Source organism: Rothia sp. HMSC065D02 (assembly GCF_001815285.1).
GTDB lineage: Bacteria > Actinomycetota > Actinomycetes > Actinomycetales > Micrococcaceae > Rothia > Rothia dentocariosa.
Genome location: NZ_KV820059.1, coordinates 1 through 17,971, shown reverse-complemented (window position 1 = coordinate 17,971; position 17,971 = coordinate 1). Strand labels below are relative to the sequence as shown.

Annotated in this window: 16 protein-coding genes, 1 tRNA gene and 1 pseudogene; 2 read left to right on the top strand and 16 right to left on the bottom strand. The window is 53.9% G+C overall.

Annotated features, from left to right (window positions below; all coding sequences use genetic code 11):
- Window positions 1-221 precede the first annotated feature (221 nt).
- The 6 genes from HMPREF3016_RS00090 to HMPREF3016_RS00065 form a co-directional block, all read right to left on the bottom strand.
- Window positions 222-308, bottom strand: a tRNA-Ser gene (locus HMPREF3016_RS00090).
- 225 nt (window positions 309-533) lie between these two features.
- The gene (locus tag HMPREF3016_RS00085; RefSeq protein ID WP_070448762.1) at window positions 534-1,184 is read right to left on the bottom strand and encodes a TetR/AcrR family transcriptional regulator; all 651 of its coding nucleotides are present in this window, start codon (window positions 1,182-1,184) and stop codon (window positions 534-536) included.
- Between the two features lie 9 nt (window positions 1,185-1,193).
- Entirely contained in the window at window positions 1,194-3,758 is a 2,565-nt protein-coding gene (locus HMPREF3016_RS00080; RefSeq protein ID WP_070739247.1) for a YhgE/Pip domain-containing protein, read from the bottom strand.
- Window positions 3,759-3,760: 2 nt separating this feature from the next.
- Window positions 3,761-4,687 (bottom strand): ABC transporter ATP-binding protein, encoded by a 927-nt coding sequence (locus HMPREF3016_RS00075; RefSeq protein WP_070739244.1) that lies wholly within the window; start codon window positions 4,685-4,687, stop codon window positions 3,761-3,763.
- Window positions 4,688-5,058: 371 nt separating this feature from the next.
- The gene (gene tadA / locus HMPREF3016_RS00070; RefSeq protein WP_070739241.1) at window positions 5,059-5,589 is read right to left on the bottom strand and encodes a tRNA adenosine(34) deaminase TadA; all 531 of its coding nucleotides are present in this window, start codon (window positions 5,587-5,589) and stop codon (window positions 5,059-5,061) included.
- 54 nt (window positions 5,590-5,643) lie between these two features.
- A complete protein-coding gene (locus tag HMPREF3016_RS00065) occupies window positions 5,644-7,776 on the bottom strand; it encodes a RecQ family ATP-dependent DNA helicase (protein WP_070739238.1) in 2,133 nt (710 codons plus the stop codon).
- A 358-nt stretch (window positions 7,777-8,134) separates the two neighbouring features.
- Here HMPREF3016_RS00065 and HMPREF3016_RS00060 point away from each other — a divergent pair, with 358 nt between their 5' ends.
- The gene (locus HMPREF3016_RS00060; RefSeq protein ID WP_048751718.1) at window positions 8,135-8,794 is read left to right on the top strand and encodes a DedA family protein; all 660 of its coding nucleotides are present in this window, start codon (window positions 8,135-8,137) and stop codon (window positions 8,792-8,794) included.
- 105 nt (window positions 8,795-8,899) lie between these two features.
- On the opposite strand, the gene HMPREF3016_RS00055 is transcribed toward HMPREF3016_RS00060, so the two are convergent.
- A complete protein-coding gene (locus HMPREF3016_RS00055; protein ID WP_070739235.1) occupies window positions 8,900-9,604 on the bottom strand; it encodes a cation:proton antiporter family protein in 705 nt (234 codons plus the stop codon).
- Window positions 9,605-9,648: 44 nt separating this feature from the next.
- Here HMPREF3016_RS00055 and HMPREF3016_RS11385 point away from each other — a divergent pair, with 44 nt between their 5' ends.
- The gene (locus HMPREF3016_RS11385) at window positions 9,649-9,774 is read left to right on the top strand and encodes a hypothetical protein (RefSeq protein WP_256370643.1); all 126 of its coding nucleotides are present in this window, start codon (window positions 9,649-9,651) and stop codon (window positions 9,772-9,774) included.
- Between the two features lies 1 nt (window position 9,775).
- Here HMPREF3016_RS11385 and HMPREF3016_RS00050 read toward each other — a convergent pair whose 3' ends face one another.
- The 9 genes and pseudogenes from HMPREF3016_RS00050 to HMPREF3016_RS00010 form a co-directional block, all read right to left on the bottom strand.
- A complete protein-coding gene (locus HMPREF3016_RS00050; RefSeq protein ID WP_070739232.1) occupies window positions 9,776-10,543 on the bottom strand; it encodes a hypothetical protein in 768 nt (255 codons plus the stop codon).
- A gap of 160 nt (window positions 10,544-10,703) precedes the next feature.
- Window positions 10,704-11,597 carry a hypothetical protein gene (locus tag HMPREF3016_RS00045; RefSeq protein WP_239664761.1) on the bottom strand — a complete coding sequence of 298 codons (894 nt, stop codon included), beginning with the start codon at window positions 11,595-11,597 and terminating at the stop codon, window positions 10,704-10,706.
- Window positions 11,598-11,899: 302 nt separating this feature from the next.
- Window positions 11,900-12,433, bottom strand: a complete 534-nt coding sequence (locus HMPREF3016_RS00040) for a mechanosensitive ion channel protein MscS (RefSeq protein ID WP_070739229.1) — start codon at window positions 12,431-12,433, stop codon at window positions 11,900-11,902.
- 346 nt (window positions 12,434-12,779) lie between these two features.
- On the bottom strand, window positions 12,780-13,625 hold the full coding sequence (locus HMPREF3016_RS00035; protein ID WP_246828392.1) for a hypothetical protein: 846 nt from the start codon (window positions 13,623-13,625) through the stop codon (window positions 12,780-12,782).
- A 114-nt stretch (window positions 13,626-13,739) separates the two neighbouring features.
- A complete protein-coding gene (locus HMPREF3016_RS00030) occupies window positions 13,740-14,474 on the bottom strand; it encodes a hypothetical protein (protein ID WP_070739226.1) in 735 nt (244 codons plus the stop codon).
- A 165-nt stretch (window positions 14,475-14,639) separates the two neighbouring features.
- Window positions 14,640-15,467, bottom strand: a complete 828-nt coding sequence (locus HMPREF3016_RS00025; protein ID WP_246828391.1) for a hypothetical protein — start codon at window positions 15,465-15,467, stop codon at window positions 14,640-14,642.
- Window positions 15,468-15,704: 237 nt separating this feature from the next.
- Window positions 15,705-16,208, bottom strand: coding sequence for a hypothetical protein (locus HMPREF3016_RS00020; RefSeq protein ID WP_246825179.1), 504 nt, complete (start codon window positions 16,206-16,208; stop codon window positions 15,705-15,707).
- 238 nt (window positions 16,209-16,446) lie between these two features.
- Window positions 16,447-17,415 (bottom strand): skin secretory protein xP2 (protein APEG), encoded by a 969-nt coding sequence (locus HMPREF3016_RS00015; RefSeq protein WP_070739223.1) that lies wholly within the window; start codon window positions 17,413-17,415, stop codon window positions 16,447-16,449.
- 99 nt (window positions 17,416-17,514) lie between these two features.
- Window positions 17,515-17,971, bottom strand: a pseudogene (locus HMPREF3016_RS00010) (hypothetical protein); the annotation flags it as partial.

The following is a 17,971-nucleotide window of genomic DNA, read 5'->3' as shown; positions in this document are numbered from 1 at the left end:
TGTGGTTTCGGGGTTAGCCCACGAGGGGTACGGGAAAGAGTATTGTCCTGTTGGTGGTCCTGAGTTCGGGCCCGAGTTCCGTAGTAGGCAGAGCGCCTCGGGAGATTTCACGTGGGCTAAAAACTTCGTCCTCACCTAAGCCTATAGCTTTCTAGACACAAGGTGCACAACAGAAAACCCGCCAGGTCTTAGAGTTCTAAGACCCGACGGGTTTAGCTATGCGGTGGTGGAGGGATTTGAACCCTCGTTGGCTGTTACACCAAACATCATTTCGAGTGATGCACCTTCGGCCGCTCGGACACACCACCAATAGGATATGATTCTACCGCATCCGCCCCAAGGGGGCAAAAACTCCACCCCCTCGCTCGGTTCCATCCAAGGTGTTGGGGACGCCCCTCAAATCCTTAGCGACAAGCGCATCGTACCGCTTATTCTGCCTGAGGATCTTAGTTCCTCACCCAGGGGGTTAGCCTTCAGTCAAGAGCGAACCCATAGCGGCTGTGCACCCCAATATCGCCTGAAAGCCGCATCCGTCAGTGCCGAATATAGCCGTCAAATACCAGCATGACCGCACGGGTGGAGTCCTCGATGCTACGCTGCACCCCGTGTATCTCCCGGTCCATCGCCAGCATAAAAGTAGCACCAAAAATAGAAAGCGCCAACGCACGTGTATCCTGGGCGGTATCGATCGTGTAGCGGCTGCGCAGGGCGCGTACCTGCGACTCTATGAAATCCAGGATTTCTTGGCGGTTGTCCACCATTGAGTCGGTCCAGGCGTCCAGCCCCTTCCACACTTCGCTCACCCAGAGCCTGGTGAATCCTCGGTGTTCGTGCAGATAGGTGAGCGCCGTGGAGATGCTTTTGCGCAGCCCTTCGCGCGGGTCGCTCTGAGCGATGGAAGCTTCGCTCATGCTCTCCACGAGCAGGTGCGTGCCGTATTGCAGAAGCCGGTCGATCATGGTTTTCTTCGACCCGAAGTTGTAGTACACGGTGCCTTTGGAGACCCCGGCGCGCTGGGCGACCTCTTCAATGCTCACGTGGGCGCTTCCCCGATGCTCCATGATCTCCATCGTGGCGGTGAAGAGTTTGCGTTGGGTTTTGCCGGTGCGGCCCGGTCGGCGTGCGGGGTTCGGCGTATCGGGCATGGGGATGGTTCCCTTCGTGGCGGTTGCTGTTCTCTCCATGCTAAGGCCCTACACCGTGATTTCGGGGATTAGTTTTTTCAGGGACCAGATGCGGTCACGGCGGGTTCCCAGGTACCCCAGCACCAGACCGACGGCACCCCACAGCAGCAGGTACATCATGATCGGCATCAGGCTGGATTCGTTGATGCCGTAGCTGAGCCTGCGCATACCGGTGACGGCGTAGCCCATGGGGAAGAAGTCGTGCATCCATCTCATGGCGTGCGGCAGAGTTTCGTAGGGCATGGTGCCGCCCGCCGTGATGAGCTGCAGGATCATGATAATTAGGGCTATGAGCTTGCCGGGCGAGCCGAAGAACACCACCACGCCGTGAATGAACAGGGTGAAGATCGTTGCGACAAAGCAGAGGAAGAAGAAGGCAAGCCACGGATGCGCCATCTGGAATCCGAGCCCGAATTTCACTGCCGCGAACATGAGTACTGCCTGGGCGATACCGATCAGTCCGAACGGCAGCCAGCTTCCTAGGATGATGCGCGCTGTCGGTGCCTTTGAGGCCAGTGCACGGTTGTTGAGCGGGCGCAGGGTTTGCACGAGCATCAGGCCGCCGATCCACAGGGCTAGGCACATGAAGAACGGTCCCATACCCTCGCCGTAATTACGTCCGTTGGCTAGGGAACTGTGTTCGAGGTCCACGGGTGAGGACATGACGGAGGCTACGTCTTTTTGCTGTTCTTCGTTCAGGTTGGGGATTTGGCGGGTGCCGTTTTGCAGTCCGGTGGAGAGCTGCCCGGTTCCGTCTTTGAGCTGTCCCGTGCCGTCGGCGATTTGGCCGGTGCTGCTGTTGAGTTTTCCGGTGCCATCGGCAAGCTGGGACGACCCGTCCTGCAGTGTGGTTGCGCCGTCGTGCAGTTTATTTTGGCCGTCTACGGCTTCTTTTTCGCCATCGGCAAGCTGCTGTGCGCCGTTGTGCAGGTTTCCGGTACCGTTTTTGAGTTCGCCGGTGCCCTCGGCCAGTTGGGCTGCTCCGTTATTGAGGGTGGAGGCACCATCGGCAACTTTCCCGGTGCCGTCAGCGAGTTTAGCTGAACCGTCTGCTAGGGTGGTTGCCCCGGAATCGAGTTTGGTGATGCCGTCGCGCAGTGTTCCGGCACCCTGCGCTACCGCCGTGGCGCCGGAGTCGAGCTTATCCACCCCATCAATCAGGGTACTGAGTTTTTGCGCTGCAGCGGATTCCCCGGTGGCCACACAGTTGTCATTTTTGAGGGTTTGCAGCTTCGCCAACACATCTGAACCGGCTTGTCCGTGCTGCGCCAGATGGTTTTTGAGTGCCTGATCGTTCGCGGATGCTACAGCCGATTTCGTCTGTTCGGAATTGATGTTGGCGACGATCGCGTCGGCGGTTTCCTGGCTGATGGAGCCGGATTCGACGAGAGGCGCTAGTTTCTGCCGGGTATCTTCGGCAACCTTAGACACCACCGTATTTGACAGGTCTGTGCCGAAATCCCCGCTTGGGGCGGAGGTGTCGATTGAGTTCAGGTTTTGGCACATGGCGGTGAGCGTTCCGGGAAGTTGACGCACCCCGTCCTGATCCAGTGCATTCTTGAGCGAATGCGTTCCGTCGGCGACCTGCTGGGCACCTTGGGCGAGGTCGTTCGCGCCTTTCTTAAGGCTGCCAGTGCCGTTTGCGAGGGCTGCGGAGCCATCCGCCAGCTGGGAAGCGCCGTTATGCGCGTCAGAGGCACCGTTGGCCAGGGTTGATGATCCGTCAGCGAGCTTGATGGCACCGTCATTGACTTTTCCGGCACCCTGGTTGAGGGTGCCCGCGCTGTCAGCCAACTGGGATGAACCATCGGCGAGCTTATTCTGCCCTTCGACGAGCCTACCGGAACCATCCACCAGCTGCCCGGAACCGTCCGCGAGCTTGACGGCACCATCGTTGAGGGTTCCGGTTCCGTCAGCGAGTTGGGTCATCGCATCGGAAAGTTTGACGGTGTTCGCGTTGATTTTGTCGGCGCCGTCGGCTGCCTCATTCATTTTGCCGTGAATGGTCGTGAAGCTTGCCAGCAGAGTGTTCGCCGTCTTATCCCCCACCTTGGAGGCTACGGAATCCCGCACGGCTGTTCCCGCCTTCGTCACGATGTTGGTGAGCACATAGTTATTGGCGTCGTTCGTGATGATTTCCAGCCCGGCGGCCTGCGGGTTAATGGGACCGGTGTTGCCTTTCTCATCAGGTTTGAACGAGCCGGTACTCACGAGCCTGGCCGAGAAGTCTTTCGGAATCACGAGCGCAAAATCATAGGTCCCGTCGCTGACGCCTTGGACGGCTTTATCACGGGTCTCTACGCTCTTCCAGTCGAAGGTTCCCGCATCCAGCAGGCTCTTTTTGACATCCGCACCGGTGTTCAGATCGTTACCGGAGGCATCTTTCGCGCCCTCGTCTTCCACCACGAGCGCGCCCACAATACCGTTCACATTCCCGTAAGCATCCCAGTTGCCGTACAGGTACAGTGAACCGTACAGCAGCGGAATACACGACATAGCAAGAAGCACCAGTACCGGAAGCACTCCGGAGGTTAGACGCTTAAGTTCGACGAGCGCAACACGAACTACACTCACAGTTACTGTTCCTTCTCTGCTGGATTCTTCGGGTTTGATAATTCTTCGAGCTGTTCTTCGTGGTCTTCGAGGAGAGACTCGGATACTTCGGATGCGTTCACCGCCGAGTCTTCCTGCGGTGACCGGACGGTCTGTACCTTCTCGCCCGGATCCTCGCTCTGTAGCGTCTCGCGATCGTTCGGGTCGCTATGATCGTCGTCGTGGTGGTCGCCGCCGAGCAGGTCATCCAGGGACGAGTCGGTTTCCTCCCGCGCAACGGTAAGGCGGATACTCTCGCGCGCATCCTGCGGGGTTTCTTCAAGGTCTTCGTGGGCGTCACCAACCACGGCAGTTTTGCCGTCCCAGCTTTCGGAAATATGCGGAACTACGGCGATCACGGCACGCGGATCGTCTTCGTTTTCGGCGAGTTCCTGTAGATACGGCAGCCACATGCGGGTGTGGTCCAGATGCCGTGAGGGAGTATCAAATACCAGAAGATCGGAGCGGGTATGCGCCGCTAAAGCGCTCATCAGACGGATATTCTGCTCACCTGTAAGCTGTTCGGTCCAGAGCCTGTCGAGCTCGCCTAAATCGTTCTGCTCCAGCCAGTGGCTTGCCCGGGGCCGACCGAAGAACGGCAGAGAGTACGAGAGCATTTCGGAGACGTAATCATGCACGCGCATATGCACTTCGGGGGCGGTAACTTCTGGGGAATCAATAATGTCAGAGATACTGCGCAGGTGGCGCAAGCTGACGGGACTTCGGTGATCCCAGCTGAGGGTTCCGCCGCTGAGCTTCAGCCGCCCGGTAAGGGCTAAGCTCAGGGAGGTGCGTTCAATCTGGCTGTCGGCCTGTATCAGGATGACCTCGCCGCGTTCCACCGTGAAGCTGGTACGGCCGAAGAGTGCCTTATGGCGGCCCCGAGCCCAAATATCGTCTGCGGTTAACATGTGTGCTGAACCTTTAATATAAATACGTGTCAGGATTCTTGGCGCGTCCCCGCGTTAAGTGGCACGCAGGACCCTGAATTACCTCATCTATCGTAGATCCGCAGAAACAGTGCACATGACCATTTTTTGACGATTTCCGATATTATTTTTGAAATTTATGGATTATTTTTCAAAGAAAAGGCGCTTTTCGTTCAAATAAGGGGGGGGGGAAGTCGTGCCGGTCCCTTTCGCTTCCTTCCCCCCCCCTATCGTCCTCCTTAGTCTTCTCCGAACAAAAGGTTCGTGATGTGAATAAAACGTTGGAAACCGTTTGATCACATCACGAGCCTTTTATGAGGGCACAAGGATTTTAGGCAAAAATACCCAGCGGCTTAGGCCCCTTGCTGTGGGCGGCGTGATTCAAAAAATGTGCGCATCAGCCCAGCACATTCCTCGCGCAGCACCCCGGCGTAAACCTGCACATCAAGCCCTAAACGACGGTCACGGAGCACATCATATTGACTCCCCACCGCACCCGTTTTTTCTTCCCAAGCACCCATCACCACCGTGGGTATGCGCGCCATCAGAATCGCCCCGGCACACATGAGGCATGGTTCAACGGTCACCACGAGCGTGCACTCATCCAATCGCCAGGTCTTAAGATGCTGTGCCGCCTGGCGAATCGCATGGATCTCAGCGTGCCCGGTGGGGTCATGATCGTGTTCGCGGCTATTGTGCCCCGAGCCGATAATCTCACCCTCGGCATTTACCACCACCGCGCCGATAGGTATCTCACCGGCGCATGCTGCGCGCTTTCCTTCGTCGAGAGCCAGGCGCATCCAGCGTTCATGCTCAGCCAATGTTGCAATGGTGCTGAGGGCTTCACCGTCACCGGCGTGAGCACCACTATTGTTGTATTCCATATCGTCTATATGTCCTTGTCAAAAGCTATATATTCCTCATGAGAAATACAATTCTCAGTGTGTCACACCCAATGCGAAGGGGTATACGGCGGAGGCTCCGCCCGCCCGCAGCCGCTGCGCCAACACGGTTATGCTCCAGCGAGAATCCACAATATCGCTCACTAAAAGCACAGGTCCCGGATGCTCACGCAGCCTCTCAATTACCTCAGGCGGAATCTGGTAGGAACGCATAACATCGGCACATCGGAAAACACTGTTACCGCCGAAGAAACGCGGTTCGGCGGCCAGCTCAGCCTCGCCCAAATACACGAGTTTACCGACATGAGCCAGACCCTCCCCCAACGAGCGCGCTAACGTGGGACGCACCGGAGACGGTACCGTGAGTACAGTTTCGGGACGGCCGGTTTCGCCCCAGTCCCATGCCGCAAGAACCCGCACGCAGGCCTGCCCAAGAGATTGAGGAACGGGCGTATCGAGAGGTTCTCCGGATTCGTCGGTCGCCAAAAGCTCACGCACACGACTGCCCCACCCCACATCGCTGAGGCGTGCCAGCGCGTAACCCGGTTCGGCGCGCTCTGACACCGGAATCTTACCCTTCGGCGCGTTCTCCCCCGCAAGCTCCTGCAGCCCAGTAGGCCACATGCCGCGCGGGGCTATTTCTACGCCAACCGCGTTGAGGGTTCCTTGAGCCTGCTGCACGGCGCGCTCAGAGACCTGTTCGGGGTACCAGGGGCCCGCGCACCTATCGCATTTTCCGCACGGAGCCGCCGTGGTATCGTCCAGCTCGTGTGCCAGAAAGACCATGCGGCACCCTTCGGTACTCTCGTAGGCGAGCATGGCCTCTTGCTCCCGAACGCGCGCCTGCGCCACGGCACGGTATCGTGGTGCATCGTAGCTCCAGGGAGCACCTGTGGAGTACCAGCGTGAGCCGATCTTGCGCACCGCATCCTCAACATCGAGTACTTTGAGCAGAAGTTCTAAGGTGGTTCGGCGTAACTGTACACGTGCCTCTAGTGCGGGTATAGAAAGCCCATCGGGCTCATCCGCCAGCGCCTCACACACGGCGTAGGCGTTCTGTTCGTTGGGCATGGATGCGGTCGCAAAATACTCCCAGATCGCGCGATCTTCACGCCCGGGCAGCAGAAGCACATCCGCATGGTCGGTGCCGCGACCGGCACGGCCCACTTGCTGGTAGTAGCTCACCGCCGAAGAAGGTGCCCCAAGATGCACCACAAACCCCAGATCGGGTTTGTCGAATCCCATACCGAGGGCACTCGTGGCAACAAGCGCCTTAACCCGGTTGGCTTTGAGGGTTTCTTCGGCTTCGCGGCGTTCATCGGGATCGGTTTTTCCGGTGTACGCAAGAACCTTGTGCCCGGCGGTTTGCAGCAGTCGAGCGGTGTCTTCGGCGGCGGATACTGTCAGGGTATAGATAATTCCTGAGCCCGGCAGCGTATCAAGGTGTTCAACCAGCCAGCCTAGACGCTGCGCTTCGTCGGGCAGCTGCAGCACGCCCAGCCTCAGAGAATCGCGGGTGAGCGAACCGCGCAGCACCACAACATCCTCGGGGTTGGCGCCTGCGGCAAGCTGTTCGGCAATATCGCGGCTTACACGTTCGTTCGCGGTTGCGGTCGTCGCGAGTACGGGAACGTTCGCATCAAGCTCACGAATAAGTGCCCCGATGCGCCGGTAATCGGGGCGAAAGTCGTGCCCCCAATCGGAGATACAGTGCGCTTCATCAACCACCAGAAGGCCGAGCCGCGGCTGCAGATAAGGCATCCATTCTTCACGAAATGCGGGGTTATTGAGTCGTTCGGGTCCAATGAGGAGAACGTCCAGATCGTTTGCATCAAGGCGGGCGCGTATTGCCTCCCATTCGGTCACGTTAGCGGAGTTCACCATAGCGGCACGAACCCCGGCACGTTCGGCTGCCTGCACCTGGTCGCGCATGAGCGAAAGCAGCGGAGAAATAATGAGGGCAACCCCGGAACCTTGGGCGCGCATCAGAAGCGCCGAAATAAAATACACGGCAGATTTTCCCCAGCCTGTACGCTGTACCACGAGGGTGCGGCGGCGGTCGGTGACAAGCGCCTCGATAGCCTCGAACTGCCCGGGATGAAAGCTCGCATTTGGGTTTGCGGTGAGCTTTCTGAGCAGGACTTGGGCGTTTTCATGGAGTGTTGGCATGGGGTTCCTTTGTGAGGGGTTTCTCCCATCATGGCAGATTTCAAGGCTCCGCACATGCTGTACGGTTACCTCGTGCATGCAGGTTTGGGAATACTATCGCGGTCACGGAATATATGGGTACTGACTTCACCGCCCTTATATTCCTCATCGGGTATAAACGCCATGATTCCATCAGTTAGCCAAGCTCGTGAGGCAGGTTCACGCTCTTAATCGTTTCTCACAAAGAATCCCGGTAGAATATTGCGAGACACTTCATAGCTTCCACATATTTTTGCCTTAGTGGTCTCTCAGGCAGACCGCATAGGATTGTGTGCAAGCACCGCGCGTGCCTTGTGTTCGACTACTTCAGGATTTTTCTATGGCTTTTTTTATCCCCGTACTTCTTGCCCATCTTCCGCTGGGGCTCCTCGGTTTCAAGCTTGAAGATGTGCTGATCAGCACCGGTCCGTGGGTTCTGGTGGTTTCGGCCATCATCGTTTTTATCGAATCGGGCGTGCTGTTTCCGGTGCTTCCGGGCGACTCTTTGATCTTCGCTCTGGGTATGCTCCATGACCGCATGGGGCTGTCGCTCTGGCTGGCGTTCCCGGTTCTTATCATTGCAGCGGTAGCTGGCGGCGAGGTCGGGTATCAGCTGGGTGCCCGCTATGGCCGTAATCTTTTCAAAGACGATGCAAAAATCCTGAGCACCAAGAACCTGCACGCTGCGGAAGAATTTTTTGCTAAACGAGGCGGTTTCGCACTTGTTGTAGGTCGCTTCGTACCGATCGTTCGTACCTTTGTTTCGCTGGCGGCGGGTATTTCTTCGTATCCGCGCCGTAGGTTCAACCTCTGGAACATCCTGGGTGCCGTCCTGTGGATTGGTTCTATTGGCATGGCAGGCGTGCTGTTGGGTGGTGTCGAGTTCATCCACAACAATATTGAGATGCTTGCGGTCATTATTGTGTTGGTTTCGGTTCTGCCCGTGACCTTTGAATACCTGCGCGGTCGTTCCAAAGCCAAGAACGAGGCAGCCGAGTAGAGGCACCTAAATCTCAAACTTCTGCGTATGCATAAGGGGCGGAGAATACAGTCTGTATTCGCCGCCCCCTTGCTATATGCTTATATTCTTATCGAAGCATATACCCTAATGGTTATAGGGTTGGTTCCCCTGCTGGTAGGGATTTACGCCGCTCTGATTCTGCTGGTACATACGCCAGATGCGGCTCTGAGCGGTATACTGCGTAGCATCGCGCAGCACCATGAACACGATAATGGTGCCCTGCAAAACCGTGGAGAAGATTGTCATACCAATTGACACAGGGTCGTTCATCGTAGAATACGGGGAATAACTTACCGACCCTGTACCAGCACCCGCGAGGATCATGATCAGGGTAATCACACCGAATGCAGTACCAATACTACTTAAGACCAAAGCTGTAATACGCGCCCAAGTGTGCCCTTTGGCGTAAAAATAACCGATAACGACCGTAAGAGCGACTATGATGACGGCTATCAGAATGCCAACAACAATACTCGTTGTTATCAACGAGTCTGAAAAGTTGACGCTACTGTAGTTCCCATACGGAGAGTACTGGTTCTTCTGCTGTTCGAGCAGGGCATTCATCCTGTCTCGAAGGGTTACCGAGTTGTAAATACTTGATACCAGGGCATAAAGCGCATACCCAAAGATCAGATAAATACCTGTTTTTACTACCGTGCTGGGTTCGGGTTTTTTCTCTGGAACAGACATATAAGCCCCTGGCTGGTATGGCTGGACATAAGGTCCTTGAGGCTGTTGGGCGTATGAGGGCTGATACTGCGGATCTTGATAATAGGGATTTTGGCTCATAGTGTGTCCTGGTGACTCTTATCGGGTGTACCGGTGCTATATCTATGGCGGTCGTATACATGCCAGCAACACTTTTATATGCTGCAAAAACGCAAAACGCTCGCCGTACTTCAATGGTAGTGTACGGCGAACGTTTCCGCGCTGTTGAGGGCGCATCCGGGTGTCTGTAGGTTAGTTCAGGCGGTATCCATCGCTACCACCGTCGTACCGGTCATTAGGATTCTGCGGTGCGGGGTTTGGTCGTGATTGCGGATTCTGTGCCTGTGGGTTTTGTGCAGCCTGACCGAATCCTTGCTGAGGCTGGGAATCTGTAGGCTGTTGAACGGGCTGCGGACCCTGATCCTGCCGGTAGCTGCGCCAGAGGCGGCTATCGCTCGTGTACCGAGCGGCATCACCACGAAGCATGAAAACCACTACCGCAATCTGCAAAATAATGCCCAATATAAGAACTATGTATACAGCAGGGCTTATAGATACCTGCTGCGCCCCATCCATCTGAGATGTAACGGACTGTACCAGCGACTGGGCGAGAAGGGTGAGCAAGAAGTAGAGCAGATCGCGAATGGTACCGATAATCCCCAGGACAAGGGCGGTAATGCGAGCCCATCCGTGGCCCTTAGAGTAGAAGAATCCGAGGAGAATGGTAAACGCAGCAAAAATTGCACTGATGACATAGCCGAGTCCCGTCGAAGAGTTTACTTCGGTCGTCTTGCCGTTCTCCGTGTGGTATGTCTGGAACCCGAAATCATCCAAGCCAACGATGGCTCGCATGATCATATACAACGCCACGGCGTAAATCAGGTAGGTGCCGATCTTGACGACGGTAGTGGGCTCGGGTTTCTGCGTTGGCACGGGTGCGTATTGAATCGCCGGGTGCATGGGCGCGTTGGGATGCGGCGGCTGGTATGGGGGTTGTTGACCATAAGGATCTTGACTCATGGTTCCTCCTCAACAATGTTTTCTGTGGTTGGGTTGCGGAATTCTCACTTCGATCGTTGAGAATTCCTTAAAAGAATGTTCGTCGTGCCCCCGCCTGAGGTGCACGACGAACATTGTTAGGCATGCACGAAGTGCATCAAACCTATGAAATTTTCAATCTCTAATTCAGATTGTACCCGCTATTACCCTGCTGGTCTTGGGGATTTTGCGGGTTTTGCGGCACATTATTCTGCTGAGCCTGCGGATTCTGAGGAGCTTGCGGGTCATATCCATACCCCTGCTGCCCGTTCTGAACATGCTGGGCGTTATGCTGTGCAGCGGGTGCCTGTCCCTCAGATGCGGGCACGGCTAGAGTGCTGGCATCGACGGGCTGGTTCTCGGGCTTCTGGGCTTCTACCGCGCCGTAATATTCCCGAGCCTTTCTCATATATTTGAGGGTTGTTGGCAGCCAGATCAGGATAATCAGAAGAACCTGGATCACGATAGAAGCTAGTTCGAGATAAACCCCAAACTTTATAGCGGAGAAAAATCCTTTGTACTTCTCTGGGAAAAGGGGATCGCTTATAATTTCGTCAAAGCTATTAACGTTATCCAGAGCCTCTGGCATTCCATTAGCATAGATCACTGTAAAGATACCGGCTACAGCAGTAAGACCGATAGCCGAACCTAGACCTCCTTTTTTCATATTTCTTGCTAGGGTAAAGAAAAGAAGGGCAATTACGATGCCAAAGATAATCCCTCGGGGACTAGAATCAGTAATTCCAAGTTCGCTTTCGCTGATGTTATATTCTTGGGCGAAATTTTTTGCCTGCGGATGTAGGTAAAGCCCCATAATAATATCAATAATCCGCAAAAGAGCCGCAATAATACCCACGATGAGAACGGCGACAACGGTTCCTCGGTACGCGGGCTTCTCAGGAAGTTCAGCGGCGGGAGCGGGGGCGTTCCCATACATGGGCTGACCGGCGGGTGCGGGTTGTTGGGGGTAGCCTTGGTTTCCGGAAGGCTGGGGATTTTGAGGCAAAGCCGGGTCAGGTCTATGCTGCTCGCTCATCGGTGGTACTCCTTTGTTCTCGGTTACCGTGTTAAACGGCTGTATTATGAGCATAGCGGAGCCTTAGTTTCAGGTCATACATTATTGACCAATGTCGTGAAATATTTTTTAATCACGCCGAGCTCAACCTGATATTTCGTCATACACGACAAATTTTTGGACACGCCCGATCTCGAATTTTATTCGGAAAAACCCTTCAGCGACCACAAACCATCGCTCCCGAATTCAGAAAGCTGACACGCCGCCGTTAACTCAGGAGCATAGCCCGGATATGTCTTGTACATAGGCTCCAAAACCTACGGCTAACAGTGCGCGCATGCCTGACGGTAGGCGTTGCTCTCACGCATATACAGGGTAACGCTGGCGGGGAACATCAAAAATCCTAACAGCACCAAGTGCGTCAGTGCCGCCATGCTCAGCACCACAACCGACAAATATGACCCCGGAATATCGGGAACGGCGGGGCGCAGCCAACTCAGAGTCAGCAGGGATGTTCCCAAGGTTAGCAGCGCGAGTGAAACCAGCAGAGCGCGCGCCAGCGCATACCCCCGAAGAATAAAAATTCCTAGAATAACGTGCAAGAAAACATTAGCAATAGTCAGAGCATTCCCCAGAGCAAAATTTTCAAAATGCCATGATGCTGTCAAATATATGGTGCGAAGAATAGCAATCATCATGCTGGCGCATGCGGCTATCTTCACCGCACAGGGTACGTAGGGGCGCTCTAAAGAGGCTCTCGGTACGGGCGAATAATTCACCATATTCTCTTCGCCCATATACCCAGAGGTCAGTGTTGTTATGGAGTATTCAGAGCGTACAGCACTGTCATAGCTCATCGGCGGTATTCCTCCTAGAGGGCTGCGGCATTGTACGAAAGTATCTAAGGTCTTAGCTGAGTGTTACGAAGAACCTCCACAACCCTTAAAGCACACGTTACAGGTTCATCAAGCAATATGACAATATCTCTAGGTTTTTGCACTATGTTTTAATGTCAGAAAAGCGTCGATTTAAGGCGCTTATAGTTTTATTATTGATCGCCCAGACACCTAGAAATAAAGGCTTTATGGGCGTACAAGAAATTATTTACGCGCAACGAGATCAGTTATAAAAAGGGTGCTGCGACATATATTTCATATATGTCGCAGCACCCTCACGAAGTAAAACTCTTATATCCTCAGGGAGCTAAAGCTGCTGCCCTCCAGAGGAAGGATGGCTCCCCGGCGCCTGCCCCGAATGCGGCGCGGGTGCCGGATATGCATAGGGCTGCGGCATTCCGTAGGGGTTATTTGCCTGGTTTCGCGCCCGCCGCACCGAAGTACGCTGGCGAACATACCTATTCGCGGGCGGTAGCCACATCAGAATCAGGGGCAGAAGGCCCACCACCAAAATGGCGATATAGATGATGACAAGTCCGAAAGCTTGACCCCGAAGATCCACCAAATCCGTAAAATTGGCAAACTCGTTGTAGCCTACGATCGAGTCCATCAGGAAAAGCATGACTAAGAGCGTATTCAACACTGTAAAAACCGTCAGAACAATACGCGCCCAGTTGTATCCCAGGAAAATAAAAATTCCGAAAAAAATGTAGATGATGCTGAAGAAAATACCAAAAACAAAACGGCCTACTAGACCGACCTGCATATCTCGAAGTTCATAAAATTCCGGTTTAGCAATAAACTGTTGATAAGCGCTCTCCCCCAACGATTGACGGAGCGCTTCCATCAGGCTACTCACCATAGAGGTCATAATGCCGTATTCGATGACGCGCAAGACGGGCATCAAGATCGCCAAGATGAGGACAGACAGCAGCAGAATCGACATTTTCGGTTTCGCGTCTGATTCCGGCGGCGTGGATGGTGACGGTGCCACCTGGTGTGCCGGATTCTGCATATACGGCTGCGAGATCTGCGGGTTTACAGGGTGGTTCTGTCCATACTGATTCTGCGGCTGGTTTGAGTATGCACCTGATGTCTGCGGACCTTGCGGTGGCCGGGGGTCTGGACTGGCGGGCTTGGGGTATTCATTCATCGACAATAGTCCTTACGGTTATAACGGGGTGAAGCACCGCTTTGGGCTTCTTTTCGAGAATAGCGGAAAGTACTCACGCTACCTAGCATTCGGGCTTATTTAATGACAACCAGGTTATGAGTTTGTACCTTTAGTCTGCTCTTTCGAGGTTGATTCCGGCTGAGCCGCAAACCGGTTGGCGTAGCTCTTACTACCCGCCTCCAGCGCTTCTTTGGCTTTCCAGTAGGCTTTAGTATTCCGCATATACACGTTCACAGGCGGCATCCACACGAGAACAACTAGGCATATATTCGCCAGGAAAAGTAGCATATATACGGCCACCAGAGCCCCTAAATACCCCTGCGCATTCGCAAAAGCCGGCGCCTCTGGGTCGGACATCGTATAAGCCTGCCCCAAAGCGCTCATACCGCTCATCAACACACCAAGGGAGGCTAGAATAGTCAGCAGAATACGACCCCAGTTTTTCCCACTACTCACGACGAGTCCAAAAAGAATATAAAGCAGAGCAGTAGTTAGCACGACAATAAAATGGAATGTGAGCGTTGAGTTTAGCTGCGCCTGTGCAAACATTCCAGATTTCATCTGCTCAAGAGACATATCACCGTACGCAGGTACGCGCGCGTGCGATTGATGCCATTTAAAAGCCTCACTCAAATATGAAGACGTTAGGACATACTCCACAAAACGCAGGATTGGGCACACGGTAGCGGTAAAAATTGCGAAGACAAAAACAAAGGTAGGTCTTTTAGGCTCCTTAAAGGCGGCAGCGAGACCTCCTGGATTCGATGCTGCCATATGAGGCTGATACGAGGGCGTGCCTTCCGGCATGGGGTCGGCAGAATATGTCATGGTGCAATCCTTACACGGGTTTTATGAAATTTATAGTGTTACGTGGATACTCTTTTGAGCATACTAAAAAGTTCTTTGAACACCAGCATTGTGGTTCTCTTATGAGCCGAACCTTGGCGGCTTAGACTCTGACGCTGCCCTAGCTGCCGATCGCGGTCTACCCGTCTACGATTGCTGCCCGGGATACTGCCGCCCGGTATTGGGGTTGTAGCCTCCGGGTTGCTGCCCCGCATAGTAACCTGGCTGAACAACGTGATATGCATATACCTGCTGATATTGAGTTTGTTCCATTAAACGCGCCAGCCGATATGCCTTGAGTTTGCGTACATAACGATTAGCCGGACGAAGCCACATCAGAATTATCGTAAGCAGGTTAACCGCGCAGAGGGCAGCGTATAGAATCACGAGCACCCCCATATACCCCTGTACCTGTGGATTTTGTGAGATCCCCTCAATACCTGTCTGTGCGGTATTAAAAGCCCAGCATTTGAAGGCGCTCACAATAATCCCGATAACGGCAATAATTGTCAGCATAATACGCGCCCAATTCCGCCCCACATATGCGAAACAGCCGAAGAGCAAATAAAGACACGAAGACACGAAAACAGATACCAGCAAAAGGGCTGCCTGGGCGCCCGAGAGTAAAAATGCGGGAACCGCAACGGCCTCGCGATCAATATTCTCTGCATACTGTTGGGAGCTTACCCAGCGTGCCGCCTCGTTCATTAACGATGCACTGACCAGATACTCTATGATCCGTAACGCGATGCATGCCAAAGCACCCACAAGAACCAGCGTCAGTACGAATGTTCGTACAGGTTTTTCAATCTTAACCGCGTTATTGTCATATGTGCCCTGAGGGGCAGCCTGAAGGGGAACTGTAGGATTCTGCCCCTGCCCCACCGCCATATGCTGCTGCAAATGCTGCACATAAGGGTTTGAAGGTTGCTGGGGTGAGGGATCTCCTGAAGCAGGGTTTGGGTGGTTGGTCATCGGCGATTCTCCTTGAGGTTTTAGCTCAATAGAGCTGTGAACTTATTTCTGAGAGTAGCCGACCTCAAGGGCGGTTTGCAGTATTTACACCCGTATTCCATATGTGGAATATTTCTCAGCAGGTGTTCTGCGATATACAAAAGGTACTGCACCAGAGCAGAAAACACCTAGCACAGCACCCTCAAAATACTCTCTCACCTGTATATATTCCAAATAGAGAATATACCGTGGGGTGGTTTAGAACATCAGGGAATCCTCACGCTGCTCGGCACGCCATAGGCTTCGCGCATGCATGTATTCACGGGCGGCACGGCTCCAGATCAGTCCAAGAGCAATAACGCTCATCACAAGATACGGCATACCCACATAAAGAGGCACATAAAGCGGCGACGAGTTGGAATCCAAGAGGAACTCTACTTCCTCCATAGGAGCCCCATTAAGACCGGCCATGATAACGCCCACCAGCAAGAGCACAATAAAGGTACAGAGCATTCCCAACAGCAAGGAGGCAGTCAGCACATACGCAGCCCACCTATGCCCGCGTAAATACGCAAATAACACCACCACATGAAGCGCCATCAGCACGAAGGTAGCCATCATGAAAAATACGAGGGGAAGCTGGTCTTTGAGCGTCAGAAATGTTTCTGATTCCCAGAGCGATACGCCCTGCAGCGGCACCGTAACAACCCAGACGATATACGAGATCAGAATGTACGCCCACATCCCTATAAATATCGTCATGATGAGGGCTGCCAGAGACACTTGAAGGGGCCTTATAGGCTTGCCCGATATCTTCGACACTAATACCGTGGCCCGATCGTCATGCGGATGCTCTGGCTGGTTTTCCACCCGGGTTTTCCCCTCTCGTACTGGTTTCTAGTGTTAGATTAGCAAGGTTTGCCAGCAAGAGACAGATACAACACCGCCGCGCATGTCATATCGCGTCGCACAGCGGCGCAGTGGGTCCTGTACATACGCCCTAACGAATACTTAATGTTGGGCGAGCAAGTATCGCACGCAGAGTATTGAACTTATACAGGGTTACACTCAGCAATGCGATTTCAAGAAGCCATAAAGCGCCCAGTGTGCAGAGCACAATCATGGGATCAAGGCCCAGCGAAATACCATCCCAGTTCAAGACGAGAAGTAGGAATGTGATGGGTGAAAGTACTAGTCCAACACCAATAAAGCAGATCAGCGAAAATATTCCCCACACGGAATATACGGAAGCGTCCGAAGCGTCTTTGGGCGGACGCGCTAACGGCCATACCTGAACAACAGCGTAGATTGTGATAATCAGCCAAAACCCCCACCCCATATTCGTGGTGTAGCGTGCAATAATAGAGCCTTCAAAAATCCCCAAGAGAGCGAGCACTGCTAACCGGACACCAATGGTGATGTTCAGAGAACGTCGTCGTGCATTTATTGTTTCAATGCCTACCTGCATTTGAGAGAATGCGCGGCTCAGATTCTTCGGCGTATATGCCTGATGTGGAATACTATTCCGTCGCGGCGATACATCCTGCTCAACCTCTTGCGAGGTTTGTGATGGGGCAGGTTTTGATGCAGCGGATACTTCCGAAGAACTAGGCGCTGGCGGCTCTGGCGTGGGGGCGGGAATAAAACGTGGGGCAGGCGCATCCTGAGGTGCCTGAGGCTCGGCAGTTTTCGATTTTGTAGCTGCCCGAAGCGCCTGACGAACCGCGCCCTGTTTCCTGGGCTGCGGCGGCTGCGGGGCTGGTTCAGGTTCCCCCGAATTCTGTCGTGCATGCTCAAGGGCGTATGCGGGCGGCGCTGCCGGAACCGCGTGGCGAATCGGTGCCGTGTAGCGGGTGGGCACCGCATCCTGACCGGCCGGCGGGGCTTCGTCCCGAGGCGAAGCATCTTCGGCGTTCACGCGGGCAGGGGGAACCGCATCGGCATCATGCACGCGAGATTCGTGATCCACAGCAGTTTCCTCCTCCCCCATATACTCTAAAGATATAGACGGCTTTTCAGGTATATAAATTTCCGAAGCCGAGTGAGTTTTTTATCTACGCATACCCTATCACGGTTGGTAGGTATTCTTCGGGGAATATACCCCTCGTTTCATGCGCGATGCATGCACTACAAATATAATCGAGAAAGCTAAATCAACCGCAGGTGCAACCGTCGCCAGGAGGGCGACTAATGCCCCTCTACCCCCGTTATGTCCCCAGGTCGCCATACTTCCAACTGCTATGAGTAAAACTAGGGCTCCTCCCATAGTTCCCAAGGCTGAAAGTACAATCCCAATAATGTTGATAACGCGCACCATCAGATAATGGCGGTTATTTTTAACGGCTAACCAGCCAAAAATATTGCAGATCATAAAGGCCGCGATAAATATTACTAAAATATACCCAGGTGCAACGACTATACGTTCACGTGAAAGGCATTTATCCTGATCCAATGCCCCTTTGCACGAATCAAACGTGTCATTAATACCTGAATTGACTTCCTCTACCCCGTGAACGGGGTAAATT